This window comes from Corynebacterium phocae (assembly GCF_008693075.1).
Lineage (GTDB): Bacteria > Actinomycetota > Actinomycetes > Mycobacteriales > Mycobacteriaceae > Corynebacterium > Corynebacterium phocae.
In genome coordinates, this window is record NZ_VXKJ01000043.1 from 332,424 (window position 1) to 357,968 (window position 25,545).

Genomic DNA, 25,545 nt, shown 5'->3' on the forward strand with positions numbered 1-25,545 from the left:
GCCATGAGCTCGAAAAAGTTTAGCCTGGCCCAAACCCTAACCACCCCGGGTAGGTCCCGCAGCGTGTTTATCCGGCGCGGCCTGGCCGGTATTTTACTGCTGGCGGCGGTGGTTTCTGCAGCGCTTTCGCGCCGGGATATGCCCACTGCGTTAGTCTTTGGCCGTGACGTGGAGGCCGGCCACGTGATCACTGCGGAGGACGTGGCTTCGCGCCGCGTCCCCGCCAGCTTGCTTCCGGCTTCCGCAGTAGATGTCCCTCCAGTGGGCAGCGTGCTGGTGGCCGCGGCAAACTCTGGGGAGATTATCACGGACTCCCGTTTACTCAGCCCGGAGCTAACGGCCATGGATTTGGGACCTGCGGGATCTGCGGGTTCCGGGAGCGCTCAGGTATCCGGGAGCGCGCAGGTATCCGGGGGCACCCAGGTATCCGGGGACCAACTCGGCTCCGCCGGGGGCGAGCCACCGCCAGCTACGGCAACGGGGCTTTTCCTGGTCCCCATCCCGCTGGCGGAGCCGGACCTGATAGCTTTGCTCCACCACGGTGATGAGGTGGCCATCGTGGCACCGGCCGAAGACGCCGGCGGGGAGACCATTGCCAGGGGCGGCAAGATAGTCACCACCACGCTTCCCGGCTCCGGCTCAGGTCCGCGCAACGCGACCATCTTGGTGGCACTTCCCCCCGCTGCTGCACAGGAGGTGGCGGCCACGTCGCTTATCCGGCCCCTGACCGTGATGATTACGGGGCCGCGCGCTAGCGGCGGTATCGCGCACAGGACTGACGCCAATAGCTAGCGCGTCTTAAGCGGTGAGGTAGCGTAACTGCGAAACGGTATTGGAAACCACGTGATCCAAGACCTCTAACTATGGGCCAGCCAATTCCCGGTTTAGGTGCCCCGATTTATCGAACTAAAAGGAAAGAAATGTTTAAAGGCTTCAGAGACTTCATCATGCGCGGCAACGTCATTGAACTGGCCACCGCCGTCATCATTGGCGGTGCCTTCACCGCCATTGTCAACGCGGTATCAGACAACCTTATCAACCCCATCATCGCTTCTTTTGGCAGCGCGGACGTATCCGGCCTGGGCTTTCAGATCCGCTCCGGTGACCCCTCCACCATGCTGGACTTTGGCGCCGTCATCACAGCCATCCTGAACTTCCTCATTGTGGCCGGCGTGGTCTATTTCATCATCATCAACCCCATGAACAAGCTCAGTGAGCTGACCAAGGATGACAAAGATGTAGACCCTAAGGACCCCGCCCCCACCACCGAGCAGCTACTCGCCGAAATCCGTGACCTGCTCAAAAACGGTGGCCAGGCCACAGCCGCACTAGATCAAACCACCAGCCCCCTGAAATAGGAGGCAGCAACTCAGCCGGTAGGGCTCTAGCTCCCGTAGTGCGGGGGGAATTGCGCGCGGTAGAACTCCGCGTCAAGTCCCCCTTTTTCGGCTGACTCCGGTTCCTCGCGAATGTCTCCGGCGGAGTCTTCAAAGATTACCGCCCGGGCGCCGTCGTCTGCGAAAGCGGTAACAAAACCGGGGTCGTCGGCGTGGCGGTCATAATCCACTGCCGTGGAGGGGCGAACTGCGCGCCGGCGCACTTTCCTACCGGGTGTGGGCGGGTGATCTGACATCTTGGACCTTAACCTAACTCCTAGAACCTACGTGTGAACTAGACGTCGTAGCGCTGTAACTGGTCAATGAGGTGGTGTACTAGTGGCGGAACCATGGCCATACCGTCGCGGATAGCCGGGCGGCTTTCAGCCAGGTTCACTACCACCGTGGACCCGGACACCCCGGAGATTCCACGCGAGGTACACGCGTCCACTGCTCCACAGGCTTGGCCGGATGACCGCAGCGCCTGCGCAATTCCCGGAACCATCTGGTCGATGATTGCCGCGGTGGCATCGGGCGTTTTATCGCGCGGGCCCACACCAGTGCCGCCGATAGTGACCACCAAGTCAACGCCGCCCACCACAGCCGTTTCAATGGCCTGGCGGATCTTGGTCTTCTTAGATTTCACGGTAACGCAACCGTCCACCCGGAAATCCGCCTCATGCAGCAGCTCCGAGACCAAAGTGGCAATTGACTCAGCTTTGCCCTCCGGGTGGTCCGTGACAATTACTGCCAGGGCCCGCCGGCTGGCCTTAGTTTTTCCTTCCCGCTCCGTGGCGCGGAAGAACTCATCATCCGGATCGGCGATATCCAGTAACGCGGAGAGGTTCTTTTCCCGCAATTCATCAGTGGGGAACTGAGTTCGAGGTGAAGCGGAGGCTTGATCCTCTTTTTCGTTCTGGTCAAAATGGTCCATGTGAGCTCCTGCGAAGTAGGTAGAAATAGGTTTTCGGTGGCGTGTCTTTAACGCTACTAGTTTGTCAGCGTTACTTCTACCGTTCGTAGCTCCCTAGTGCGTTCGTTGAGAACTTCCAAGGTGACCGTGGCCCCGAAATCCTGGGACCGAGTGGCAGCAATGAGCCCATCCGCAGAGTCCACGGTGCGGTCATTGAGCCTGGTGACAATGTCTCCGGCTTCCAGCCCAGCCGCGTCGGCCGGGCTTCCGGGCTCAACTCCTTCAATCTGCGCGCCATCTACTACCCGGCGTCCCGAAACCTGGACCCCCAGCATAGGGTGACGCACCTGACCTTCGTTGATAAGTTGGTCTGCCACCCGCTTGGCAAAGTTAGCGGGGATAGCAAAGCCTAGACCGATGGAGCCCGCCTCCATCCCGCTCACGGGCGACAAGGAGGCGATCATGGAGTTCATGCCCACCAGGTTGCCGTTCATGTCCACCAGCGGCCCACCAGAGTTACCCGGGTTGACGGCGGCGTCCGTTTGCACGGCGTCGATGAGTGAGGACTCACCGCCCTGCTGGGATGCGCGCACCGGGCGGTTGACGGCGGAAACAATGCCGGAGGTAACCGTGGCGTTGAGCCCCAGTGGTGAGCCGACCGCCACCACCTGCTGGCCCACCACAAGTTGGTTGGAGTCCCCGAATTCCAGGAAAGGCAGATCCTGGGCACCACGGATTTTAATGACGGCTACGTCCGTATTCGCGTCCGAGGAAATCACGTCCGCCTCATACTTAGCGCCGTTGTTCAAGGTAACCCGCATCACCCCGCCTTGCTCAGCGCCAACCACCACATGGTGGTTGGTCAAGACAAAGCCATCCGGGGAGATGATGGAACCAGAGCCAGCGGACATAGCCCTGTCCGTAGCCACTTGAATGGCCACCACAGCCGGCAGCACTCGTCCAGCTACTTGTTCGATGGAGCCCTCGGGAGCTACCGGCTTGTCGTTAGCCACGGGCCGGTTAAGGACCTCGTTGACTGCAGCGGGGTCGGAACCGTGGCCGCTATCGTTGAGCTCTGCGAAGGTTAAACCGACCACTGAACCGGCCACGACAGAACCTGTGAGCATCAGCGCTAATGCGGTGCCAAGCCCCACTGAGCGCTTTGGTTTCCGCTGGTGAACAGCGGCTAAAGCGGGACTTCCCCCCATGCCCTCTCCGGCGACAGCCGGGGCGTAGACCGGGGCAATAGGATTCATGGGGTCCGCGTGGTGCCTGCCAACGCTGTGGTGCGCTGCGCCCCACCGGGAATACGGTGCCCCGGGTCTAACGTCACCGTTTCGAGCCGCGGAAAAGTCCTGGGAACTAGGCTCGTGACTAGGCGAACCCTGCCCGCCATAGCCACGGCTATCACCACGTCCGTGCTCGGGAGCCCAGTTGGGGGTGGAAGTACTCTCTGTAGCGGCGTCCTCACTTTGACGCCGGTTTCTTTGTGGACGCATAAAATTCATGACAAGAAGTATTCCTCACAGTTCTGGGGAGCCACTGACCTCACTCTGATAATTCCATAGGAAAACCTGGATAAAATCCGGAAACGCGGCCGGCAGATTGAACAGACACCGAAAATACGTCCGATCACACTTGCCTTAATCCTGGTTGAACCACCGCTCAGCGAAAATCTTTTTGCGCTCGTTGCCGTCCTCAGCGTTCAGGAATCCCGGGTCGCTATCCACTTCCCCTTCACCACGGTACCCCGGGAACAGTGCCTCTAGGCGGGCACCGCCATCGGGTGAATCTAGCACGCGGATACTGCCCTCGTGACGTTCGATAACCTGCCGAACAATTGCCAAACCAAGTCCAGAGCCAGGCATTGAGCGCGCCTCAGCGGAGCGGTAAAAACGTTCGAATACCTTTTCGCGGTCCTCCGCGGGAATACCCGGACCAGAGTCATCAACGCGGAGGCGCAAGGTACTGTCATTGATCTGCCGCATCGAGATCCGCACGGTTCCTGAGGGCGGCGACCACTTGGCGGCATTATCAATCAAGTTCAATACCGCCCGGGCGAGGGAGAACTCATCACCTTCCAATATCCAGGGCTCAATCCGGACTTGGAAATCAACATCGGGGCGGCGGCGCCTAGCCCTGGATAACGAGGTGCCCACGATTTCGTGCAGCTCCACCTTTTCCGTCTTCTTTTGGGAGGCGTCTTCACGGGCCAGGTCAACTAGGTCCCCGATGAGAGTGGAAAGCTCGTTCATCTGGGCAATGACATCTTTTTCTAACTCCCGACGGTCTTCTTCCGGAATGGATGCGGAGTTGCCCGACTGATTGGCCATCATCAACAGCTCAATATTGGTGCGCATAGACGTTAGCGGCGTCTTTAACTCATGACCTGCGTCCGCGACGAACTGGGACTGCCGAGTACGTGTTTCCTGAAGCGCCGCTAGCATCTCATTAAAAGACAGGGTTAGCTGCGCCATTTCATCAGTGCCAACAACCATAATTGGACGCAAGTCATTGGTCTGCGTGACGTAATCTGCGGCCCGCTGCAATCTGGTAATCGGCCGAAGTCCAGCCTTAGAGACCACCAATCCAGCCATGATGGCAAGCAGGATACCAGCCGCAGCCAAGGTGACCAGCACGGTCCCTAGAGTTGCGACCATGGCACGGGTATCAGTCATATCCCGGGCCAGTGCCACCGTAGCACCGGAAGAGTGACGCTTGACCACCACTCGCTCATCACCGATGGTCCTAATAGAAGTCTCAATACCGCCACCGGACTCACGGAAAGCTCCCCCCAAGGGGATCGAGTCACCATAAGCGAAAGCCCACTGAGGCGGCTCGATTGACGTCCGCGACCGCGGGTGAAATGCACGGTATTCGTCTACCAATTCCCCCAATTCCTCTGGGGAGTCGGCGTTCATTGACATTCCCAAAAGGGACGTGGCGTCTTCCTCGAGGGCCATATCCACCCTGGCTGTCAACAACGCGGTGACAGTTGCATAAGTGGCAAGTGTCACGACGGCGACTACGATAGCCACCACAACACCGGTGGTTAGCGAGAAACGCCACCGCAAAGGCGCACGCGGTTCCCAACCATTAGAATGCTCCCAGGGGCCGGCTAAAGAGGCCCCGGGAGCGTTAGAGGAAGCCAAAGACGTCTCCGCAGGCCTCCTCAGTATCACGGGTTAGACTCCCGAAGAACGTAGCCCACCCCGCGCACGGTATGGATAAGACGCGGTTCGTTGTCTGCTTCTGTCTTTTTGCGCAAATATCCGATATAGACTTCCAAGGCATTGCCGGAGGATGGGAACCCGTAGCCCCAAACCTCTTCGAGAATGGTATTTCGTGGCAGCACTTTACGCGGATTTTCCATCAACAACTGCAGCAAAGAAAACTCCGTGCGCGTAAGGGAAATACTGCGCCCTCCACGGGATACCTCGCGGGTATCCGCGTCGAGTACCAGGTCTTCAAAGTCCAAGCGTGATGCAGGTTCAGCAGAAGACCTTGCGGCGGCGTCCGCCGCAGCGCGGCGTACCAAAGACCTCACGCGCGCTAGGAGCTCCTCCAATGCGAAGGGTTTAGGCAGATAATCATCCGCCCCGGCATCCAGTCCCGCGACGCGGTCCGAGACACCGTCGCGAGCCGTCAGCATAAGAATGGGGCGGCCCCACCCTTCACTACGAAGAGCACGGCAAACCTCCAAACCGTCCATATTGGGCATGTTCACATCAAGAATAATCAGTTCCGGATTTTCGCGGTGGACCATGTCGATTGCTTCAACACCGTCACCAGCAAGCGTGATGTCATAGCCGTTAAAGCTTAAAGAGCGCCGCAAAGACTCGCGTACGGCTTGCTCATCATCCACTACAAGAATTTTCATAACCTTGATCGTTCCTCACTCATCGTTGTGTGCCTAAAAATAATTAAAATAGAAATGTCGTTTATAAGTTCAACAATACAAAATGTAACTTCTTTAAGTTCGCTTCGCAAAGTGTAAATTACGGACCTAGCGGGGAGCCTAAACTCCCGAGCCGTCAATACCTTTAACCCTACCCTCGACTTTACTCTGATTGTATGGTCTACACCACAAAAGCCCGGTATAAGCCAGACGGATTGCCCAGCTTTCCCAAGGACGAGCAAGAAAAAATCCCCGACACAGTGCTCTTGGCACTTAAATCGGGGATATTTTCCAAGTCTTTAGACTATTTTGCACCCCCGGCAAACCGGGGTGCGGTGTGGATTTTTTAAAATCCAGGTCTGGGGACTAGAACTGCTCTACGTCAACTAGCCCAAGCTTGGCAGCTTTAACTAGACGACGTGGGATACGTACAGTCTGGCCATCAATGGTGACTTCCTGGAGGGCAACATTGTCAGCCTTCCACTGGGAGCGACGGGAGTGCGTGTTCGCACGGGACTTCTTAAACTTAGGTACAGCCATTTTTCCTTATCCTCCTTACGCGTTCTTCTTCTTGCGGCGAGCCATGCCACCGAAGCGCTGGTTGAAGCGCTCGACGCGACCGGCCGTATCCATTACGCGCTGTGCACCGGTCCAGAATGGGTGGGACTCAGAGGTAACGTCAACAACGATAAGTGGGTACTCATTTCCGTCTTCCCACTCGACCTTGCGGTCAGAGGAGGCGGTTGATTTGGTCAGGAACTGCGAGCCGGTGCCCGCGTCCTGGAAGACCACGGGGTGGTAATCCGGGTGGATATCTTTCTTCATATAAATCTTCCCTCAGGGTTGAACTTCGAGTCGGTTCTTCTAGCTTATTGAACACAACGGCCGGCCACCGGGAACTACGCCACCAAAATTGGGCAACACCTTAAGTGATCCAACCGAAAATTCAAGCAGAAGATCGTGCTCGAGTTGGGATGTATAAATGTACAAAATGACCTCCCACCAGCAAAGGAGTCAGGCGAACTCGCACGAGCTCGCTAAACACCATCGCCGAATGGTCAGCAACTTTACATACTTTAGCGCTTTGATGCTGATTTGGAAAATTCCTACAACCCACGCCGGGAACGCCTACGGATAAACCCCAGCACCCCAACCGCCCCGCAGGCAGCTATGGCACGCGCGGCGGCTTTGCACCCTGGGCGGCTATACAAGCTTCGCACCGTGGGCGGCTATACAAGCTTCGCACCGTGGGCGGCTATACAATCTTTGCACCGTGGGCGCCCATACAAGCTTCGCACCGTGGGCGGCTATACAAACGGGTAAGGAAGATTGTTCACGCTACAATCCTCAGATGGCCACATCCACCACAGGGATTACAGCCACCCGGCAAGATTAGGTGAGATTAGGCAAAACCGGTCGGTAGCATGTAATATTTCCCATTGCTGTTGTCACAATGTACGTTTAATGCCCGTCACAATGTGTTTCAACCACCATTTATGGCGCTCAACCTCACATTTTGTAGCGCGATTGCACCTCACGCAATGTTTAATGGTGGATTAAAAGGAAGCATTGTTCGGGTTGCAAAGAGAAAGAAGACCCATGTCGGCTATTTGCCAAGTAACGGGCCGCAAGCCGGAGTTCGGCAAGCAGGTCTCGCACTCGCACCGCCGCACTTCGCGCCGTTGGAACCCCAATGTGCAGCGTCGTCGCTACTACTTGCCCTCCGAGGGCCGCACCATCACCCTGACTGTATCCACCAAGGGCATCAAGATCATTGACCGCGACGGAATTGAATCCGTTGTTGCAAAGATCCGCGCACGAGGAGAGAAGGTCTAAAAGATGGCACGTAACGATATCCGTCCAATCATTAAGCTTAAGTCCACTGCGGGCACCGGTTACACCTACGTGACCCGCAAGAATAAGCGCAACAATCCGGACCGTATTTCTTTGATGAAGTTCGATCCTGTAGTCCGCAAGCACGTCGAATTCCGCGAGGAGCGTTAATCTATGGCTAAGAAGTCTAAGATTGCTAAGAACGAGCAGCGTAAGGAAATCGTCGCCCGCTACGCGGAGCGTCGCGCTGAGCTCAAGGCAATTATCAAAAACCCGAACACTACCGACGAAGAGCGCTTGGATGCGCAGTTCGAGCTGAACCGTCAGCCTCGTGACGCCTCCAAGTCCCGCGTTCGTAACCGTGACGCAGCCGACGGCCGCCCACGCGGTTACCTGCGTAAGTTCGGTCTGTCCCGTGTCCGTATGCGTGGCATGGCTCACCGTGGTGAGCTGCCTGGCGTCCGTAAGTCCAGCTGGTAAAGAGGAGACTGAAAATGGCTATTAAGCGCAATAACTCTAAGAAGTTCCGCATGGAACAGTCTCGTCGCCCTAAGAAGAACCCTCTCAAGGCTGAAGGCATCGAGACCGTCGATTACAAGGACACCAAGACCCTTCGTCTGTTCATCTCTGATCGACACAAGATTCGTTCGCGTCGCGTAACGGGTCTGACCCCACAGCAGCAGCGTCAGGTTGCTACTGCGGTAAAGAACGCTCGTGAAATGGCACTTCTGCCTTTCACCACCCGCTAATTTTCTAGCGAGGGTTTTCAAAACAGCGTTGTGACTCAAGTAAGTCCACCCGTTTCCTGTTCAAGGAAACGCGGTGGCTTTTGCTTTTTCTAACCAACCCCCACCGCACAGGCTGGCGTGAGCCCGGGTTCGGGTTCCTTGCTGGCTTTCCGGGCTGAGTCGAGTCCCGGTGCATTTGATTGCTAAGGTGGAACCGTTATTCCACGTGGAAAGGTCCGGCAACACCATGGCTTTGCATCAATCACTTCTTGACCTAGGCGAGCAAGCTGCGCGCTGTAGTACCACAGCCACCGCCAAAGGGGTTCTGGCGGAGGCCACAGACTTAATCCGCAACGCTTTGTTCCACCGCGAGCAGGAAACTGCGCTTTCCGCGTGGTACTCACGGCTGTTGAGCGATGTGGTGCGCTCCCCCGCGCTGGCCCCGCATACGGGCGAAGTCCGCTTGACCGGCTCCGTGGCGCTGGGGGACGCCTCCCCCACGGCCACCGTCCGGTGGTTGGGTTCCAGCCCGGAGTTGGAGGAGCTGCTTTCCGCCGTTGGGATCAAGGGTGAGCAAGCCAAAGATAGCCTGCCCCATCGCGTGGACTCAGGGCTTCCTGTAGGTATCGACGGAGAAAAACAGCTCTTTCGTGCCGCCTTGGAGCAGCGACCACCGGCCGTGCAGATCTCTAACGGGCTGCCCGACCCCACGCAAGCGGTAGACTTCAAAGCTTTTCTCCTGTTACCCATCCAGTCCTTGGCACGGTGGGCTGCGCCTTCTCCGCGCCCCACCCCGGACCGCCTGGCGATAGGCTTGGAGAGGGAGCTATTAACCCCCGAGGAATTCGAATCCCTCAACCAGGCGTGGAAAACCGGGTTGGCGTTGGACTACCGAAACTGGTTAGACGGCGTGGACGTCTACTCCCGGGAGCTTCAGGTCCGGGACTTAGCCGCGCTGGATAGGACTGCGTACGGGGCGGCTTGCTGGATGGTGGCCGGGGCCTTTGATTCGATAAAGGTCCGCCACTAACCAAATCCGGTAGGTTCGTATATTGTTGTTTTGTTAAGGCAATTGACTGGGCGTCCGTGACGCCCCCTTTTTGAAGGGATTTTTCATCTATGGCTGGAGCTGTGGGCAGGCCGCGTAAACAAAGCCCTCGCAGGCGCGGAAGCACCGCCCGCGAGGAAATTTTGGACGCGTCCTCGGAGCTGTTTACCACCCAGGGCTTTGCCACCACTTCTACGCACCAAATTGCTGAGGCCGTTGGAATCAGGCAGGCCTCGTTGTACTACCACTTCCCTTCCAAGACCGAAATCTTTCTCACGCTGCTCAATTCCACCATTGAGCCCTCGCTGCACTTGGCGGAAGAGCTCTCCGCCAGTGACGCCGCCCCGGAGTTACGCCTCTGGGCTCTTGTTGCGGCGGAGGTCCGGTTGCTCCTTACCAGCGGCTGGAACGTAGGGCGTCTATACCAGCTGCCTGTGGCCAACTCTGAAGAGTTTGCTGAATACCACCAAGCGCGCACGACCTTGCAGAACAACTTCCGGGAGCTTGCCCAAGAGATTGTGGGGGAAGATGACCCGCGCGTGGAGTTGCCTTTCCACATCGCGCTGTCCGTTATTGAGATGCGCCCCAATAACGGCACACCCCCGTACGTGGCCCAGCAATCCATCCCGGACACGGCCTGCATGTTGGCGGACGCGGTCCTAGCGGTCTTGGGTGCCAAACCGCCCGAGGACCGCTACCAGGCCACGTTGGACTTGCTCAAGCACCGCAAGGACACTTTCAAGGCCCCCGCCAAGAGCAAGTAGGACAAGAACTAACAAGCAGTCAAAAGAAACAACCCCAAGGTTTTTAAAAACCTTGGGGTTGTTGCGGTCTAGCGGTGGCACCGGTTCTTACCAGATGTCAACCTTAGCGCCGTCTCCGCCCTCGCAGCGCACAATGTCAGCGCCGCTGCAAAACATTTCATACGCAAACCCTGTCACCGGGGACACCGCCGTGATAGCCACGTTGGTGCGGCCTGTTTCCTCACGGGCCTGGGTAAACGCTTGGTACACCACGCCTGCGAATTCCTCCGACGTCATTTCATTGGCGGGCACGTAGTTGATGTACCTTGCCGGCGGGGCTGCCGGGGCGTTCGCGTCCTCCGGGGTGGCCGGCGCGGTGGTTGTTTCTACTGCGGTGGTTGTTTCTACTGCGGTAGTTTCCGGGGTGGTCTCCGCGGGTGCCTCGGTGGTTGGTTCTTCAACGACAGACGTAGGTTCTTCGAACTCGGTAACAACCACTACCGAGGGTTCTGGCTCTGGTGCACCTGCGTTACCGAAAAAGCCCATGCGGTAGGCAAGATAAGCCCCACTAACCGCCACGAGGGCCAGCAGCAATACCGTGATTAGGGCCACTACTGCCCCGCCGCCGCCGGAACGCTGCGGCGCGGCAGGGGCCACCGGAACCTGCGCGGGGGGCACGGGCTGCTGGTACTGCGGTTGTTGGTACTGCGGTTGTTGGTACTGCGGTTGCTGGTACTGCGGGGCCTGCTGGTACTGCACCTGCTGAGGTTGTTGATACTGAGCCTGTGGCGGTTGCTGGTACGCAGCGGTCTGTGGGAACTCCTGGCGCGGCCGGGGCTGGGGCTCTGGGCCCAGGGCCTCGGTGGGGATGTTCATCTCTGCGGTGTGACCATCCTGCGACCAGTCATAGCCCGGCTCGGGCTTGGAGTGTGCACCGCGCCCGGCCCCTGATTGGCCGGTTGCCTTGGATCCTTTGCCGGAACCGCCCGCTGTGTGTGAATTAGGTGGCGTCATAAGTGGTCTTAAGCTCCCCAATGGTCTGAGTATGAGATGGAAAAATCAGTAGTGCCTAGTATGTCATGTTTGCCCGCCAGTGTTCCAAGCCACTTGCCCGGCCGGGTTCGCCGCAGCGCAGGTGCGCCGTGTGAAAAACGGCTGTTAGTACGGCCGTGGTGGCCCGCTAACCTATGGCAATCCCCGCCGCGACCGGGAGGTCACGGCGGGGATTGACGGTGGCACTAGGCGCGTTAACTCCTAGTGGAAGAAGTGGCGGGTGCCGGTTAAGTACATGGTGACCCCGGCGGCCTTGGCCGCCGCAATGACTTCCTCGTCGCGGATGGAGCCACCCGGCTGCACCACGGCTTTCACGCCGGCGTCAAGGAGTACCTGCAGGCCGTCGGCGAACGGGAAGAACGCGTCCGATGCCGCGAAGGAACCCTCTGCACGATTCTCACCATCACCCAGTGAGTTGGCGCGCTCAACGGCCAGTTTGGCCGAGTCCACGCGGTTGACCTGGCCCATGCCCACGCCCACGGTGGCATTGTCCTTGGCCAGCAAAATGGCGTTGGACTTTACCGCGCGGACTGCCCGCCACGCGAATTCCAGCTGCGCCAAGTCCTCATCGCTCAGGGGCTCACCGGTGGCAAGCTCCCAGTTCTCCGGCTTATCGCCGGCGGCCTGGTAGGTGTCCGGTTCCTGGGTGAGCACCCCGCCGGAGATGTGTTTGATTTCCTCAGTTGGGGCTTCGTGCTTTGCTACCAGGATCCGCAGGTTCTTCTTGGTCTTGAGGATTTCCACGGCCTCATCTTCAAAGGAGGGCGCCACAATTACTTCGGTGAAGATGTCCTTGACCTGCTCGGCCATCTCGCGGGTTACCTCGCGGTTAACTGCAATCACGCCGCCAAAGGCGGATAGGGGGTCACACGCGTGCGCGGCGCGGTGGGCGGCGGCAATGGATTCATCGGATACCGCAATACCGCACGGGTTGGCATGCTTGATAATGGCTACGCACGGGCGCTCGTGGTCCCAGGCGGCGCGCCAGGCGGCATCGGCGTCTTGGTAGTTGTTATACGACATCTCCTTGCCTCCCAACTGCTGGGCGTTGGCCACGCCGGTGGTGCCGGTGCTGCGGACGGTGGCGGCCTGGTGGGCGTTCTCCCCGTAACGCAGGGCCTTAGAAGCGGAGCCAACAGAGGCATCGGAAAGCTGCTCTACAAACCAGGCGGACACGGCGGCGTCATAATCGGCGGTGTGCAAGAACGCATCCCGTGCCAGCTCGCGGCGCTGCGCGATGTTAAAGCCGCCCTCCTTAACCGCTTCGATGACCTCGGTGTAGCGGGCTGGCTCCACCACAATTGCCACCGAGGGGTGGTTCTTAGCCGCCGCGCGCACCATGGAAGGCCCGCCAATATCAATCTGCTCCACGCACTCATCAAAGCTAGCGCCAGAAGCCACCGTCTCCCGGAAAGGATAAAGGTTGACCACAACTAGCTGGAAGGCCTCCACTCCCAACTCCGCGAGCTGGCTCAGGTGATCTTCCTTGCGGGTATCCGCCAAAATACCGGCGTGGACCTTGGGGTGTAGCGTCTTGACGCGTCCTTCCAGGCACTCCGGGAACCCGGTGACTTTTTCCACCGGAGTCACGTCAATGCCCAGCTCAGCGATCTTGCCGGCGGTAGAACCGGTGGAGACAATCTCCACGCCTTGGGAGTCAAGCGCGCGGGCCAAATCCTCCAGCCCGGTCTTGTCATAAACACTGATAAGGGCGCGTTTGATGGGTTTGATGTCGGTCATGGTGCTCCTTTAAGAGATGGGGGTGATAACTAGGCAGTTGCCCTCAATGCGGGCGTGGCGCAGGACTTCCACAATGAGCTCACGCTCTACTTCCTTGATGCGCTCGTGCAGGCTGGATTCATCATCTGCCGGCAGCACGGTGACCGGCCGCTGGGCGATGATCTTTCCGGTGTCCACGCCGCTGTCAATGAAGTGGACAGTAGATCCCGTTACCTTCACTCCATACGCCAGGGCGTCACGCACGCCGTGGGCGCCTGGAAACGACGGCAACAAGGCCGGGTGGGTATTAATGGCGCGGCCCTCAAACTTCTCTAGGAACCCCGCACCCAGAACCCTCATAAAACCGGCTGAAACCACCGCGTCCGGCTGCCCAATGGCAGCGGCCAAGCGGTGGTTCCATTCTTCGCGGTTAGTGGTTGGGCCCTTGCCCAACTCAACAACCTCAGTGTCAATGCCGGCGGCTTGCGCGCGCTCAATGCCTTGGCATTGCACGTCAGCCACAACCTTGACCACCTGATATCGGTCATCTTGGTGTTCGATGATGTTCTGCAAAAGTGAGCCCGTACCGGAGACTAAAACTGCCACCTGCAAGGGCTGCTGTGATGTTGTATTAACTGTGGAAGTCACAACGGAAATCATAGACGCTGCCAGGGGCTTTTTGGAAACCGCCCGCCACAGGAAAAAATTTCAGCCGCGCCCCGCGGGTGTATTGCCCTGGCTTCCAGGCTCATCATATTCATCGTGCTCGATGACCTCCCCGGCGGCAGGCGGGTTGGAGTCTTCCAGGTCCAGGGTGTCATTCAACCCTGCGGCCGGTGGGGTGGCAGTGGGCCGCGTTTCTACAATTTCCCCGTCCAGAATCAGTGTTTCTTCTATCCGTTTCCCTGCACCCGGGGAGCCTGGGCTTGCCCCGGCGTCCGCGCCGTTCCCCGCTACCCCGGTGACGCCGATAATCTCGGTATCATCTTCGGCTATGGGGTCCTGCTCGAGTTCCTGGTCTGTAGCCGCGGCCGCAGCTGCTTCCGGAGCCGGGCTATCCTCCGCGCCTGCGGGATCGTCTTCCTGTGCGGAATCTACGGGGGCCTGCGCGGGCTCTGCCTCATCGGTTCCCGGTTCCGCCGCGGCCTGGGTGTCCGTGGTATCTGCTGGAAGTTCGGCGTCTTGCTGGATATCCTGCGCACCCGCGTGCCCGTTGCGGTGGGCCACCATCCAGGCCATGGCCACGGCCAGACCGATGCCTGCGGTCCAGGCAGCGGATAGGCCCACGGTAAGCCAGAACATGGGGCCGATGAACCCGTAGGAGCCCATCATTCCGGTTCCCAGCCAAGCGATGAAGGCGCTAAAGACCGCGGCCCACGCACCGGTGGCCAGTGCCTGCAGGATGGTGGGGCGGCTGCGCCAGACCGCCGCCAGAGCGGCGAGCAAGGGCAGCACCAGCAGGACTGGCGCCCAGGCGGCGGAACTGCCCGGGGCAATTGCGGCAATAGGCAGCGGAGGCAGGGCAACCAGGTGGGTGTCAAACAGGGAAAGGCTGGCGTTGCCAATGTGGAACTCCGCGCCCAGCAAGACGGTGCCCACGGCGATGATGGCGTTGGGGATGTACGCGATACTCAGCGCGATGATGCTGGTTAGTCCCAGACCGGAAAGGTTGGGGTACTCCTGCAGCAGCGTGAGCTGGCGGTCCCAGCCGGCCGCGAAGAGCACCAGAACCACCACGGCGGAGAGCGCGGCTAGCAAGCCCAAAAAGCGGATGGCCGTCACGGCTGAGTCCACAATAAAGGCCGGGACGTTGTAGCGCCGGGCAAGCGCCCGCCACAACCGGGGTGACATTCCCACTGCCATGGCCAGAAGGTGAAAGACAACAATCTTGACTAAAGCCGGAACAAGCGGTGGGGGCAGGGTGTCATAAACCTTGGCGGCGTCCCACAGCATGAACCAAGCGGTGAGCCCAAAGGCCAAGGGGACGATAACCACGGAGGCCAGCAGGATCCCCAGATCCGTGATGCTCACCCGTTTGCGCACGGCCGTGTAGACCCGCCGGGCTACCATGACAAACAGCAACACGGCGGGCAGCAGCGGCACGAACGCCAGCTGGATATCCGCGGCGCTCACGCCCACACCGTTGGCCACCATCCAGGAATGGGCGATGGCAGTGGGCAACCAGGCCATGGGCGAGGCGGTAAGCAGCACGACGGCCAGGCACACGGCCACGATGAGGGCAAACATGGCCCCGTCAGCTACTAGTACTGACAAAACACCGCGCCTGATGCGGGCCGGCATGGACAACTGCCGGGTATCCACCCGTGCCTGCGCGTTGTCACGGACCTTGGTGGCCACGCGGGAAACGGCGTTACGCTTTGCGCGGGGGGCGGCAGGTTGGCTAGCGCCGCCCCGTGAGGCTGATGACTGACGGCGGCCGGAACGCGAAGTAGGGCTGGTTTTTCTGTTCATTGTCTTTCCACTTTGCCACGAAGACGCCGTGACCTCTGGACGGCACGGCGGAACGAGCCTTAAAGTTATCCGATATTTAGGGGGCTGGCCAAGGCCGTGGAGTAGCGGGGACAAGGGGGTAAACAGTTTTCGGTTTCTTGCACTCCGGTGTGCAACAGCAAACAGCTTGCTGTTTACTGAAAGTTTGATGAATGAACCGAGTTTCGTTGGGAAATTGGCGGATCAGGTTGCCCGTCTTCACTAATCCCAGTATTGTTAGCACCTGTTGGTAACAAGATGGTCACAATCGTGTAAACACTAGCTTTTCAGTGAAACGCTTTAAATTTCTGAGCGTTCTACGGATTTGGCTTAGAGCGAAGAACACGGCTTGAGACAAGGAAAGAAGATACTTAATGCGAAGCAACCTTCAGCGCAACGCTGGCCGTCACCGTAAGGTGACTGCTGCTCAGACGGCTAAAGGCCGCGTTGCTATTTTTACAGTCGCGGCGGGTGCAGTATCCGGCGCTGGCGCCACCGGCGTTGCAGCGGCTCAGGTTCAAGATAACGCGGACGGCGGTCCATCCACTAAAGCCCAGTCCGTTAACTTCACCCTGGCAGCAAATTCCTCCCCGCTCGACCGGTTTAATCAAGACCTCTCTAACGCCGTAGACGCGGCTAACACCGCTATTGCGGACGCTGCATTCGCAGCCCCCCAGATTCTGGCGCTGGCTGAAGAAAAGCCAGTCATCAACCTGCAGGAACAGCTACACAAGGCCATTGAGGCCTCTACGGCACGCGCGGCCGCTGACATGGCGGCCCGTGCCCCGCAAATTTCCCGTCCAGCCGAGGGCGCGTTCACTTCCCCCTTTGGCCCCCGCTGGGGAACTTTCCACTACGGCGTTGATATTGCTAACGCTCCGGGAACCCCCATCCTTGCCGTCATGGACGGTACCGTGGTTGACTCCGGACCGGCCTCCGGTTACGGCAACTGGATCCGTATCAAGCATGATGACGGCTCCCTTTCCCTTTACGGCCACATGCAGTCGCTTGACGTAGCTGTTGGCCAGCGCGTTACCGCCGGCCAAAAGATTGCCGGCATGGGCAGCCTGGGCTTTTCCACCGGCTCCCACCTGCATTTTGAGATCCACCCCGACGGCACCACTCCCGCCGACCCAGCCGCTTGGTTAGCGGAACACGGAATCAACCTTTAATAAGGCATCTTCTTCTTTCTTTTCAACGAGGGCGGACCTGCGGCGCAAAATCTTAGCGTTGGCCAGGTTCGCCCCGAGCGCCGTTAAAATGTGGCAACCGTCACATTATTAGTTTTCCGATTAAACCAACCCCGGTCAAATACCCCCGTTTTGAGGATTTTGACACAGATAGCTTCGCGCCAAACTTCCGATCTCCTGGGGTAGACCAGCGGGGAAATCACCCCCATCATCCGCCCTGCGCCGGACACCCCCTGACCATCACCGCCCAGGACACCTGCCCCCCTTACGTACAGGATACTTCCACCACCCCCTTGCCAACCGATTACTTACCCAGTAAGCTAGGGGTTGTTTACACAGTAAGTAACGCGCCAACCAGGCAAAACCCGAAAAGACAGGGGTACTCGTGTCCATCAAACACTCATTACTAGCTTTACTCAAGGAGGGCCCGTCCACCGCGAGCCAGCTACAGACCAGCTTCTCCACCGTTATGAATGAAGTGTGGTCACTCAACCCAGGCCAAGTAGCCCAGACCCTCACCCGGCTGCAACGCGACGGCCTGGTCATCCCCCAGGGCCACACCACCGGCCCCACCGGACGTAAGGCGGAGCTTTACGCCCTCACCACAGCCGGTGAAGATGCGCTAAAAGAATGGTTCAATTCCGTTGTCGCACGCCCTGCAGCCGACCGGGATGAGCTTGTCATCAAAGTGGCCCTGGCCGCCAGCCGCGCAGACATTGACCTCATCACGCTTTTAGACAAGCAGCGTTTTGCCACACTCCAGGCCATCCGCGAACTCAACGTAGAGGCTCACAACCTCCCCCAGACCAGAACCACCCAACGGCTCACTCTGGAGCGCCGCGTCTTCGAACTAGAAGGACAACTGCGCTGGCTAGACCGCGTTGAGTCCCTATCCCCGCACACCTCCACACAGGAAGGCTAAAACCATGTCACACGTCAACCCTCTAGAGCTAGATAACATCACTAGTATTTTTGGCACCGGCGCCCGCAAGGTCACCGCGCTAGACAACGTTTCTCTCACGCTCAGCCCAGGAGAGCTGGTGGCCGTGATGGGCCCCTCTGGCTCCGGCAAGTCCACCCTGCTCAACGTGGCGGGCCTGCTCCAACCGCCCACCTCCGGAAGGGTGCTGGTCAACGGCATAGACACCGCCGGGATCAGCGCTTCCAAGGCCGCAGAGCTGCGCCGTAACCACCTAGGTTTTGTATTCCAGCACTTTAATTTGGTGTCCACTCTCACGGTAGGAGAAAACGTCACCTTGCCGCTAGAGCTAGAAGGGATGAGCAGCAGCCAGGCCAAGGAGCTAGCCCCGGCGGCCCTTGCGGAAGTGGGGCTGGAGAATATGGCGGACCGCTTCCCGGATGAAATCTCCGGTGGCCAAGCCCAGCGCGTGGCCATTGCCCGCGCACTGGTGGGCAAACGCGGCATCCTGCTGGCGGATGAGCCCACGGGCGCGCTGGACACCGCAACCGGTGAGGAAGTCATGCAGGTGCTACGCGGGCGGATAGACGGCGGTGCCAGTGGCCTGCTTGTTACGCATGAGCCCCGCTTTGCCGCCTGGGCGGACCGCGTGGTCATGGTCCGCGACGGCCGCATTACTGACAACAACACCGCCCGGAAGTAAGGAGTAGATATGTCAAGCTTTATTGCAGCAACCCGCCCCGTGCGGCGCGACATGTTTGGCCGCCCCGGCCGGTTAACCGCCGCGGTCATACTCATCGCACTAGCCGTAGCCGCCGTTGTGGGCATGGGTGTCTACACAGAGTCGAATAACCCCAAGTTCGTGCCGGCAGAAGCGCAAACCGTGTCTGGCCGGACAGGAAATCCCACCGCAGCGGAGCTGGAAAATGCCCTTCCCGCCGGATATTCGCTGGATGTCTCCGCTCGGGTGCTGGGTGTCTTCACGGCTTCTGCAGGTTCCGGGCAAGCGGCTCCTTACAGTTCCATGGTGGAGCAATACCCCCGGGAACTGCTCCTAGAAGATCTTCCCATCACTCCGGGTACCGGGGAGGTAGTGCTGGCCCATCCCGTGGCTGAGACTTTAGGGATCAAAAAGGGAGAGACTGTAGCCTTCCGGGCGGAAGGTCATCCGCAGTTAGGGTCTGCCACCTTGACGGTGGTGGGGATAGTGCCAGGTTTTTCCTCCCTGGTTGGTCCAGATTCCCTGCTGACAATGGTTGATGTTCTAGACAACCCCGCGGCAGCCGCGGCGGCGTCGTTTACCATCACCGGGCCGCAGCCGCTGGACGCCCAGCAGCGCCAGGCCATGTTTGACCAAGGCTTTGAGGTTCAGCGCCTGCATGGTTCGCCCTACCCCTACATGGCTGGGGATGGTTCCAAAGTGAGCCCTGATTTCTTTTTCCTATTCCTTAACGTCATCCCCTTCCTTACCGGGTTTCTTTTCATCTTCCTTTTTCTATCCCCGGCCTTCGCGCTGGCGCTTTCCCGGCACACCCGTATGTTCGCCCTCATGGCGGCGCAGGGGGCAACCCGCACACACATTGCCATGGCGGTGCTATCCTTTGCACTCTTTGCCGGCGTCTTGGGTGCCACCCTTGGCGTAGCGCTAGGGTGTGCGGCCGGCTGGGTTGCCGTTTCACTCCAGACCCCGGATTGGGAGGTGAGTTGGCCGGTGACATTTATTGCCTGTGCCTGGGCAGTAGCCCTCATCGGCTGCCTAGTGGCCGCGTCCATCCCCGCCTATCTAGCGGGCAAGTCTGCGCTAAGTAGTGCCATGCTAGGTGCCAACCCGGACCGCATGTTGCGGTGGAAGAAGTGGATGGCTGTGGGGCCGGTTATCTGTGCGCTGGTGGGGATAGCGCTGGCGGTGGGAACGTCTAAGGCTACTTCCGGCGCTTTTATAGCCTTTGCTCCTTACTTCCTCCTCCTTCCGGGCATGATTGGGTTTGCCCTCAGTGCGCCGGCGGTTGTATTGGGGATGTCTAAACTAGGCACCCGCGCCCCCATGGTCTGGCGCACCGCGGCGCGCGGCCTGGGACGTAGTTCCATGCGCGCAATCCCGGCGGTTGCCGCGTTACTGTGCGCCAGTTCCCTGTTTACGTTCAGCTCTAGCTCAATGCTGACGCACGACGCCACCGCCAAGGCCCAGCTGCTCCTGGGCACCCCGCGCAACGTGGCGTTGATTACAGCTGGTGATAAGGAAACCATCGCAGACGTTGGCAGTATTCTCACCCAACGCCTGGGGGCGTCCACGGAGGTCCCTCTTTTTGGTCCGGCTACGCCCCGCGAGCTTGCTGGAGGTGCGAAGAGCTTTCGTCTTACAGCCAGGGATGCTCCGGCCTGCGATGGTTACTACGGCGCTACCTATACCTCATTCCTGAGCGTCGGTTACGGATTCCCGGGAACGTCTGGCCACGGTCCTGATAAGGATCCCCGCGAGGTAAGCCGGTGCTTGGCGCGTATCGCTCAGGATAATGGACCATCGACATCTTATGACTTCTACCTGACCAAGCACCTGATTGGCGGCCAGGAACTTCTGGATCTGGTGGTTTTTGACTCCCCCGATGACCGCGCCAAGGCCGCAAAGACGTTGGCCGCGGGAGGCATTGTGCTTCCGCGCGGGTCTGGGTTTATTCCGGAGGGTTCTTCGCAACCGGCACCCACCGTCAAGATTCAAGCGATCTCAGAGGCCGTTGAGGAGTTACAGGATGAACCGGTGACTAAAGAAACCACAGCTGCACTGGAAGTAAGTGAGTCAATCTCACACCTTTCCCGGCCTGTTACGCTGCTTAGCCCCGAAGCCGCCAGGGCCCTGGAGCTTAACCCCACGCTCATTGGCGCGGCCCTGGTCTACCCCCAGGACATTAGCGGTGCGGAGGCCACCGCTGCCCACCGGGAGGTAGATGAGCGAAACCTGCCGATATCGCGTATGGATAGCGCAGATTCCACACCGGAGGACGGCAGTCGCGATATCTTCGGTGAGACACTTACCGCCGATGTCTACTTTGCCGCGCAGGACCCGCAGGTTTCGCAGCCCTTTGTTGGGCCGCTATTCCTGGCGGCGTTGGTTATCATCACCATGCTGTTAGTCACAGCGCTGTCCGCCGCTACTCTGCGCCGGGAAAACCGCGCGTTCGCCGCCATCGGTGCCGCCCCCGGTTTTGGTGCCAAGGTGGCCGCACTACAGACCTTCCTGATTTCCAGCGCCGCCCTTGCCCTGGGCTTTGTGTCCGGACAGCTGGCCGTACTGGCAACCAGCACTGGAGACCTTCACGCCCCTACCGGGGAGCTCTTAGCGCTTGGCACCTTGGGCTACCAGCGCTTAAGCTGGCCGGTCCTGCTGGCAAGCCTGGGCGCCGTGGCGGTATCCACGGCACTGACCTGGGTCATCCACCGCCAGCGCAGAAGTGATTGCCAGGCGCTGGTAGGCGGTGCGCAGGAGGACCGCTTGCTGGCTTAACTTTCTCGCGCCTAGCAGTCTTAGCGTGCCCACCCGGCCGCAAGAGTTGCCGCATGAAACGGCCTAGCCTTTGCTAAGAAATGGACCGCCCCTGGGGCGGTTCATTTTTCATATGCCCCACCCCCACACGCCACCCCCATTCCTTAAATCACGACTTTACACCCTCAACTTTAGTCACATTAGCAACACACGTAACACGCTGGCATGTTCGAATGTTTTCGAAATATGGGGCTCCTACCTGCAATTTCGAACGGTTGCACCGCTAGTCATCAGACGTTACCTTTTAACAAGTGTCACAACGCGATAAACATCGTGTAACGACACGCCCGGCTACTCAAAGTAACCAAAATTTTATTTTCTCCGCACATCTCCATATTGACTCGATTCACAAAGCAAAATACGCCGTATGAGTTCCCAGTGGCTTTGACCATGTCTCAGGCAATATCGCGAAAAGGACCACTTATGAAGCGCTATCCCGATGCGCGCCGCACCAGGGCCACTGCCTCCGCAGTAGCCGTTACCGCAGCACTCACGCTGTCCCAGGCACCCAACGCCATGGCCCACGAGGGCGATGTCGCCCCGGTGAGCACCACCAACGGCGAAGAGGGCTCCTCCAAGGAAGACATTGATACCGCCATTGTCGTGCTAGACACCTTGGCTGAACTAGCCGGCGCTGCGGACCAGATCCTCAATAACGAATCCCTCCCTCCCGCCGGTGGCGCCCCAAGCGGGGTGCGGGCAATTCTGGACCCTCACGTTATCTCCGGTCTGGCAGCGGCCCTAACCCCCGAGGTTGGCTCCCCGCTTAGCCCCTCCCTTCGCGGCACCACGGTGGAAGGCTACCCGGTAGTCTTCCCCACCTCCGGTGTTCTTACCTCCGGGTTTGGAATGCGTTGGGGCGCTATGCACAACGGTATTGACGTGGCCAACCCGGTGGGCACGCCCATCTACGCCGTCATGTCCGGCCAGGTCATCAGCTCCGGACCCGCGCAAGGGTTTGGCCACTGGATCCGCATCAAGCATGACAACGGCGCGGTTTCCGTCTACGGCCACATGCGCGGGGACTCCCTGCTGGTTAACGTGGGCGACCGTGTGGAAGCCGGCCAGCAAATTGCCTCTATTGGCAATGAGGGCCACTCCACCGGACCGCACCTGCACTTTGAAATCCACCCAGATGGCGCTACGCCGGCTGACCCGCAGGCGTGGTTCGCGCAGCAGGGAATCTACTTCTAGGCTGCTGCGACATCCTGGCACTCCCGGCAGCGCGCCTGTAAAGCTGTTAGAGCTTTTCCATGGGAACGCCGCCAATGAGCATGAGCCGGACCTTGCCTGCGGAACCAAAATCAATGGTTGCGCTGGTACGAGGACCAGTACCGCTTACCTCCAGGACCTTACCTAATCCGTATTTGTCATGGTTGACGCGGTCTCCTACAACTAAATCAAGTTTATTATTCCGTGGCCGCGCTGAGAGTTGCGAGCGCGAGGAAGTGGAAGGTTTACGGGCCTGCGTTGGGGAAGACGCGGAGCCCGTAGACTTTCCGCCGTAGCCGCCCCACTCCTTGTTATAGGTGCGGCCATAGGAATAATCATCATCACCCCAGGCCGAGGCCCGGGACAGGGAACTATCTTGTTCTCCACGGCGCCAGTCGATGAGATCTTCTGGGATCTCCGCGAGGAAGCGACTGGCCGGATTGGACAACGGATTACCCCAGGATGACCGGAGAAGCGCGCGAGTAAGATACAGTTGCTCGCGCGCTCTGGTGATCCCCACGTAGGCCAAGCGGCGCTCCTCTGACAGCTCCAGCGGATCCCCCAAGGAGCGCATATGCGGAAACTGCCCGTCTTCCCACCCCGGAAGAAAGACCACGGGAAATTCCAGACCCTTGGCCGTGTGCAACGTCATCAGTGTGACCACCCCGGATTCGTGCTCCGGAATTTGGTCCGCGTCCGCTACTAAGGAAACCTTTTCTAAAAAGGCCTGCAAGGAGCCCGGCGCGGCTTCTCCTTCTTCCATGCTCGCGCCGCCTTCACCGCCTAGCTCCGCGTCCGCCTCCGCGAACGCCATCTGGTTGGCTGCCTCTGAGCTGAATTCCCGCGCCACGGAAACCAACTCGTTGAGGTTGTCCAAGCGCGAGCCGTCCTGCGGGTCATTCGAGCTTTCCAGCAGTGCGCGGTAGCCGGTAGCGTCCAAGATTGTGGTGACCAGCTCCCCGATGTCTGGTTGCCCGGTGATCTCATTGGTCATAGCCGGCATCTGCGCGCGCACCGAGTCCATCATCTCCACGAACCTGGCCATGGCATTGCGCCCCATAGCACTAAGCCCCGGGATATCCCCCGCGGCCGCGTCACGCAGCGCCTGGGAGTAGCCAATACCCATGTTCTCCGCGTAGACCGCCAGGTGGCCTTCTGCCTTCGCGCCGATACCGCGCTTGGGCACGTTGATTATCCTCCGCAGGCTGATGGTGTCATCTGGGTTGAACACAATGCGCAGGTAGGCCACCAGGTCGCGGATTTCTTTGCGCTCATAAAAGCGTGTGCCGCCCACCACTTTGTAGGGAATGCCAGAGCGGATGAAGATATCTTCAATGGCGCGGGAAGAGTTATTGGTCCGGTACATCACCGCCATATCGGAATACTCCCGGCCCCCGTCTACCAGTTGGTCAACTTCTTGGGCAATAAACCGGGCTTCGTCGTGCTCATTGTCTGAGACGTAACCGACAATCTTTGCGCCCTGACCGTGTGCTGTCCACAGGTTCTTCTTGCGGCGGTTGTCGTTTTTCGCAATCACCGCGTTGGCCGCGTTCAAGATGGTTTGGGTGGAGCGGTAGTTTTGCTCCAGCAAAATGGTGCGCGCCTGCGGGTAGTCGCGCTCAAATTCCTCAATGTTGCGGATGGTGGCGCCACGGAAGGCGTAGATGGACTGGTCCGAGTCACCCACCACGCACAGCTCCGGGGCCATGCCTTCCGCTACCCGGTTGCCTTGGCCCACCAGCGCCGCCACCAGGCGGTACTGCGCGTGGTTGGTGTCTTGGTACTCATCAATGAGCACGTGCTTGAACCGCCGCCGGTAGAACTCCACTACTTGCTGGTACTGGGTGAAGATGCGCACGACCTCCCCTATCAGGTCGTCAAAATCCACGGCGTTGGCGGCGCGGAGGCGCCGCTGGTATTCGGCGTAGACCTGCGCGATGGTCAAGTCGAAGGGGTTGTGGGTGCGTTCTGCTTCTGCCAGCACGTAGTCCGGCCCTTGGAGCTCGTTTTTGTAGTTGGAGATGTTGTTGGCCAACACGCGGCTGGTGAACTTTTTCAGGTCCAAGCCCATGTCTTTAGCAATCAGCGAGCACAGCCGCCGGGCATCATCCGCGTCATAAATGGTGAAGTTGGAGTTTAGCCCCGGCACCAGTTGCGCGTTTTGGCGCAAGATACGCACGCAGATGGAGTGGAAGGTGGATACCCACATGCGCTCCGCCACTGGCCCCACCAGCTGGCCCACGCGCTCTTTCATCTCCGCTGCGGCCTTGTTGGTAAACGTAATTGCCAGTACTTCCCAGGGTGCCACCCCCCGGTGCTGCATGAGGTAGGCAATCCGCCGGGTTAGCACCGCGGTCTTGCCCGATCCAGCGCCGGCCACGATGAGCAGCGGGGAGCCAATATGCTCCACCGCCTGCCGCTGCTGGGGGTTCAGCCCCTCCAACAGCGGGCTGTCCACGGCAGGTGCCGGTTGCTCTGCGGGCACCGGCGCGGGTTTGGCTCCCCCAAAGAGGAAGCCTTGCTCCCTACCAGTGGGTTCAGTTCCGGTGGCGGGCGTAGACGGGTTGCGGCGTGAAAACGGTGAGGAATTTTCCATAGTGTTATCCAACCTACTACCTTGGGTGGACATGGGGCCTGTTACTCGCGGGGCTTGGCACCAAAGCTCGCGCGCCCTTAGCCCAACGGGGGCACTTGCCTGCAAAAACCATTGTGCATTCGGGGATTTCCGGGCTAGATTTAGACGCTATGAACGCCCCTGACACCCCAAGGCTTAACCACGACGCCGCAACCTCCAGCACAGCCGCAACCACATCCACCACAGCTACCGCAAGCGGCCCCACGGACGAACACCAGCCCAATCAACCGGACACCGACTCCGCCCAGGC

Annotated in this window: 25 protein-coding genes; 13 read left to right on the top strand and 12 right to left on the bottom strand. The window is 59.4% G+C overall.

Translation table 11 applies throughout. The annotated features are described in order from the left end of the window. Positions 1–3 precede the first annotated feature (3 nt). Positions 4–792, top strand: coding sequence for an SAF domain-containing protein (locus F4V58_RS08280; RefSeq protein ID WP_075735019.1), 789 nt, complete (start codon positions 4–6; stop codon positions 790–792). A 128-nt stretch (positions 793–920) separates the two neighbouring features. Then, positions 921–1,358 carry a large conductance mechanosensitive channel protein MscL gene (mscL, locus tag F4V58_RS08285; RefSeq protein WP_075735021.1) on the top strand — a complete coding sequence of 146 codons (438 nt, stop codon included), beginning with the start codon at positions 921–923 and terminating at the stop codon, positions 1,356–1,358. 26 nt (positions 1,359–1,384) lie between these two features. Here mscL and F4V58_RS08290 read toward each other — a convergent pair whose 3' ends face one another. From F4V58_RS08290 to F4V58_RS08320, 7 genes are all read right to left on the bottom strand, one after another. After that, complete coding sequence (locus F4V58_RS08290) at positions 1,385–1,633, bottom strand: hypothetical protein (RefSeq protein WP_075735023.1); 249 nt, start codon at positions 1,631–1,633, stop codon at positions 1,385–1,387. Between the two features lie 38 nt (positions 1,634–1,671). After that, positions 1,672–2,310, bottom strand: coding sequence for a MogA/MoaB family molybdenum cofactor biosynthesis protein (locus F4V58_RS08295; RefSeq protein WP_084559742.1), 639 nt, complete (start codon positions 2,308–2,310; stop codon positions 1,672–1,674). Between the two features lie 56 nt (positions 2,311–2,366). Beyond that, a complete protein-coding gene (locus F4V58_RS08300) occupies positions 2,367–3,797 on the bottom strand; it encodes a S1C family serine protease (protein WP_084559743.1) in 1,431 nt (476 codons plus the stop codon). A 135-nt stretch (positions 3,798–3,932) separates the two neighbouring features. Next, positions 3,933–5,306 (bottom strand): HAMP domain-containing sensor histidine kinase, encoded by a 1,374-nt coding sequence (locus tag F4V58_RS08305; protein ID WP_245802970.1) that lies wholly within the window; start codon positions 5,304–5,306, stop codon positions 3,933–3,935. 161 nt (positions 5,307–5,467) lie between these two features. Next, positions 5,468–6,169 carry a response regulator transcription factor gene (locus F4V58_RS08310; RefSeq protein WP_075735027.1) on the bottom strand — a complete coding sequence of 234 codons (702 nt, stop codon included), beginning with the start codon at positions 6,167–6,169 and terminating at the stop codon, positions 5,468–5,470. 384 nt (positions 6,170–6,553) lie between these two features. After that, the gene (rpmF, locus tag F4V58_RS08315; RefSeq protein ID WP_075735029.1) at positions 6,554–6,727 is read right to left on the bottom strand and encodes a 50S ribosomal protein L32; all 174 of its coding nucleotides are present in this window, start codon (positions 6,725–6,727) and stop codon (positions 6,554–6,556) included. Positions 6,728–6,742: 15 nt separating this feature from the next. Then, complete coding sequence (locus F4V58_RS08320) at positions 6,743–7,012, bottom strand: type B 50S ribosomal protein L31 (RefSeq protein ID WP_075735031.1); 270 nt, start codon at positions 7,010–7,012, stop codon at positions 6,743–6,745. A gap of 774 nt (positions 7,013–7,786) precedes the next feature. On the opposite strand from F4V58_RS08320, the gene rpmB reads away from it, so the two are divergent. The 6 genes from rpmB (at position 7,787) to F4V58_RS08350 (ending at position 10,560) form a co-directional block, all read left to right on the top strand. Beyond that, positions 7,787–8,023: a 50S ribosomal protein L28 gene (gene rpmB / locus F4V58_RS08325; protein ID WP_075735033.1), complete on the top strand. Its 237-nt coding sequence runs from the start codon at positions 7,787–7,789 to the stop codon at positions 8,021–8,023. 3 nt (positions 8,024–8,026) lie between these two features. Beyond that, positions 8,027–8,191: a 50S ribosomal protein L33 gene (rpmG, locus tag F4V58_RS08330; RefSeq protein ID WP_006822996.1), complete on the top strand. Its 165-nt coding sequence runs from the start codon at positions 8,027–8,029 to the stop codon at positions 8,189–8,191. Positions 8,192–8,194: 3 nt separating this feature from the next. Beyond that, a complete protein-coding gene (gene rpsN / locus F4V58_RS08335) occupies positions 8,195–8,500 on the top strand; it encodes a 30S ribosomal protein S14 (RefSeq protein WP_075735035.1) in 306 nt (101 codons plus the stop codon). 20 nt (positions 8,501–8,520) lie between these two features. After that, positions 8,521–8,769 carry a 30S ribosomal protein S18 gene (gene rpsR, locus F4V58_RS08340; protein WP_075736641.1) on the top strand — a complete coding sequence of 83 codons (249 nt, stop codon included), beginning with the start codon at positions 8,521–8,523 and terminating at the stop codon, positions 8,767–8,769. A gap of 226 nt (positions 8,770–8,995) precedes the next feature. Further along, a complete protein-coding gene (locus F4V58_RS08345) occupies positions 8,996–9,778 on the top strand; it encodes a hypothetical protein (RefSeq protein ID WP_075736643.1) in 783 nt (260 codons plus the stop codon). A gap of 89 nt (positions 9,779–9,867) precedes the next feature. After that, the gene (locus F4V58_RS08350; protein ID WP_075735037.1) at positions 9,868–10,560 is read left to right on the top strand and encodes a TetR/AcrR family transcriptional regulator; all 693 of its coding nucleotides are present in this window, start codon (positions 9,868–9,870) and stop codon (positions 10,558–10,560) included. Between the two features lie 87 nt (positions 10,561–10,647). Here F4V58_RS08350 and F4V58_RS08355 read toward each other — a convergent pair whose 3' ends face one another. The 4 genes from F4V58_RS08355 to F4V58_RS08370 form a co-directional block, all read right to left on the bottom strand. Then, positions 10,648–11,553 carry a hypothetical protein gene (locus tag F4V58_RS08355; protein ID WP_075735039.1) on the bottom strand — a complete coding sequence of 302 codons (906 nt, stop codon included), beginning with the start codon at positions 11,551–11,553 and terminating at the stop codon, positions 10,648–10,650. A 240-nt stretch (positions 11,554–11,793) separates the two neighbouring features. Next, positions 11,794–13,332 carry a bifunctional phosphoribosylaminoimidazolecarboxamide formyltransferase/IMP cyclohydrolase gene (gene purH, locus F4V58_RS08360; protein ID WP_075735041.1) on the bottom strand — a complete coding sequence of 513 codons (1,539 nt, stop codon included), beginning with the start codon at positions 13,330–13,332 and terminating at the stop codon, positions 11,794–11,796. A 9-nt stretch (positions 13,333–13,341) separates the two neighbouring features. Then, complete coding sequence (gene purN, locus F4V58_RS08365) at positions 13,342–13,971, bottom strand: phosphoribosylglycinamide formyltransferase (RefSeq protein ID WP_075735043.1); 630 nt, start codon at positions 13,969–13,971, stop codon at positions 13,342–13,344. A 48-nt stretch (positions 13,972–14,019) separates the two neighbouring features. After that, positions 14,020–15,783, bottom strand: a complete 1,764-nt coding sequence (locus F4V58_RS08370) for a cell division protein PerM (protein WP_075735045.1) — start codon at positions 15,781–15,783, stop codon at positions 14,020–14,022. 392 nt (positions 15,784–16,175) lie between these two features. Here F4V58_RS08370 and F4V58_RS08375 point away from each other — a divergent pair, with 392 nt between their 5' ends. The 5 genes from F4V58_RS08375 to F4V58_RS08395 all read left to right on the top strand — a co-directional run bounded on the left by F4V58_RS08375 (position 16,176) and on the right by F4V58_RS08395 (position 22,642). Continuing rightward, positions 16,176–16,973 carry a M23 family metallopeptidase gene (locus tag F4V58_RS08375; protein WP_075735047.1) on the top strand — a complete coding sequence of 266 codons (798 nt, stop codon included), beginning with the start codon at positions 16,176–16,178 and terminating at the stop codon, positions 16,971–16,973. A 403-nt stretch (positions 16,974–17,376) separates the two neighbouring features. Then, on the top strand, positions 17,377–17,913 hold the full coding sequence (locus F4V58_RS08380) for a PadR family transcriptional regulator (protein WP_075735049.1): 537 nt from the start codon (positions 17,377–17,379) through the stop codon (positions 17,911–17,913). 4 nt (positions 17,914–17,917) lie between these two features. Next, positions 17,918–18,613 (top strand): ABC transporter ATP-binding protein, encoded by a 696-nt coding sequence (locus F4V58_RS08385; protein WP_075735051.1) that lies wholly within the window; start codon positions 17,918–17,920, stop codon positions 18,611–18,613. Positions 18,614–18,622: 9 nt separating this feature from the next. Beyond that, positions 18,623–21,409, top strand: coding sequence for an FtsX-like permease family protein (locus tag F4V58_RS08390; protein ID WP_075735053.1), 2,787 nt, complete (start codon positions 18,623–18,625; stop codon positions 21,407–21,409). A 462-nt stretch (positions 21,410–21,871) separates the two neighbouring features. Further along, positions 21,872–22,642: a M23 family metallopeptidase gene (locus F4V58_RS08395; RefSeq protein WP_075735055.1), complete on the top strand. Its 771-nt coding sequence runs from the start codon at positions 21,872–21,874 to the stop codon at positions 22,640–22,642. 46 nt (positions 22,643–22,688) lie between these two features. On the opposite strand, the gene pcrA is transcribed toward F4V58_RS08395, so the two are convergent. Then, on the bottom strand, positions 22,689–25,256 hold the full coding sequence (pcrA, locus tag F4V58_RS08400) for a DNA helicase PcrA (protein ID WP_075735057.1): 2,568 nt from the start codon (positions 25,254–25,256) through the stop codon (positions 22,689–22,691). Between the last annotated feature and the right edge of the window lie 289 nt (positions 25,257–25,545).

Coding starts and splice junctions, on each gene's coding strand:
- purN (WP_075735043.1), bottom strand. CDS start 13,971: ATGATTTCCGTTGTGACTTCCACAGTTAATACAACATCACAGCAGCCC.
- F4V58_RS08290 (WP_075735023.1), bottom strand. CDS start 1,633: ATGTCAGATCACCCGCCCACACCCGGTAGGAAAGTGCGCCGGCGCGCA.
- rpmB (WP_075735033.1), top strand. CDS start 7,787: ATGTCGGCTATTTGCCAAGTAACGGGCCGCAAGCCGGAGTTCGGCAAG.
- rpsN (WP_075735035.1), top strand. CDS start 8,195: ATGGCTAAGAAGTCTAAGATTGCTAAGAACGAGCAGCGTAAGGAAATC.
- F4V58_RS08355 (WP_075735039.1), bottom strand. CDS start 11,553: ATGACGCCACCTAATTCACACACAGCGGGCGGTTCCGGCAAAGGATCC.
- F4V58_RS08385 (WP_075735051.1), top strand. CDS start 17,918: ATGTCACACGTCAACCCTCTAGAGCTAGATAACATCACTAGTATTTTT.
- F4V58_RS08345 (WP_075736643.1), top strand. CDS start 8,996: ATGGCTTTGCATCAATCACTTCTTGACCTAGGCGAGCAAGCTGCGCGC.
- F4V58_RS08395 (WP_075735055.1), top strand. CDS start 21,872: ATGAAGCGCTATCCCGATGCGCGCCGCACCAGGGCCACTGCCTCCGCA.
- rpmG (WP_006822996.1), top strand. CDS start 8,027: ATGGCACGTAACGATATCCGTCCAATCATTAAGCTTAAGTCCACTGCG.
- F4V58_RS08320 (WP_075735031.1), bottom strand. CDS start 7,012: ATGAAGAAAGATATCCACCCGGATTACCACCCCGTGGTCTTCCAGGAC.
- purH (WP_075735041.1), bottom strand. CDS start 13,332: ATGACCGACATCAAACCCATCAAACGCGCCCTTATCAGTGTTTATGAC.
- F4V58_RS08280 (WP_075735019.1), top strand. CDS start 4: ATGAGCTCGAAAAAGTTTAGCCTGGCCCAAACCCTAACCACCCCGGGT.
- pcrA (WP_075735057.1), bottom strand. CDS start 25,256: ATGGAAAATTCCTCACCGTTTTCACGCCGCAACCCGTCTACGCCCGCC.
- F4V58_RS08295 (WP_084559742.1), bottom strand. CDS start 2,310: ATGGACCATTTTGACCAGAACGAAAAAGAGGATCAAGCCTCCGCTTCA.
- F4V58_RS08390 (WP_075735053.1), top strand. CDS start 18,623: ATGTCAAGCTTTATTGCAGCAACCCGCCCCGTGCGGCGCGACATGTTT.
- F4V58_RS08375 (WP_075735047.1), top strand. CDS start 16,176: ATGCGAAGCAACCTTCAGCGCAACGCTGGCCGTCACCGTAAGGTGACT.
- F4V58_RS08300 (WP_084559743.1), bottom strand. CDS start 3,797: ATGAATTTTATGCGTCCACAAAGAAACCGGCGTCAAAGTGAGGACGCC.
- rpmF (WP_075735029.1), bottom strand. CDS start 6,727: ATGGCTGTACCTAAGTTTAAGAAGTCCCGTGCGAACACGCACTCCCGT.
- F4V58_RS08350 (WP_075735037.1), top strand. CDS start 9,868: ATGGCTGGAGCTGTGGGCAGGCCGCGTAAACAAAGCCCTCGCAGGCGC.
- F4V58_RS08310 (WP_075735027.1), bottom strand. CDS start 6,169: ATGAAAATTCTTGTAGTGGATGATGAGCAAGCCGTACGCGAGTCTTTG.
- F4V58_RS08370 (WP_075735045.1), bottom strand. CDS start 15,783: ATGAACAGAAAAACCAGCCCTACTTCGCGTTCCGGCCGCCGTCAGTCA.
- mscL (WP_075735021.1), top strand. CDS start 921: ATGTTTAAAGGCTTCAGAGACTTCATCATGCGCGGCAACGTCATTGAA.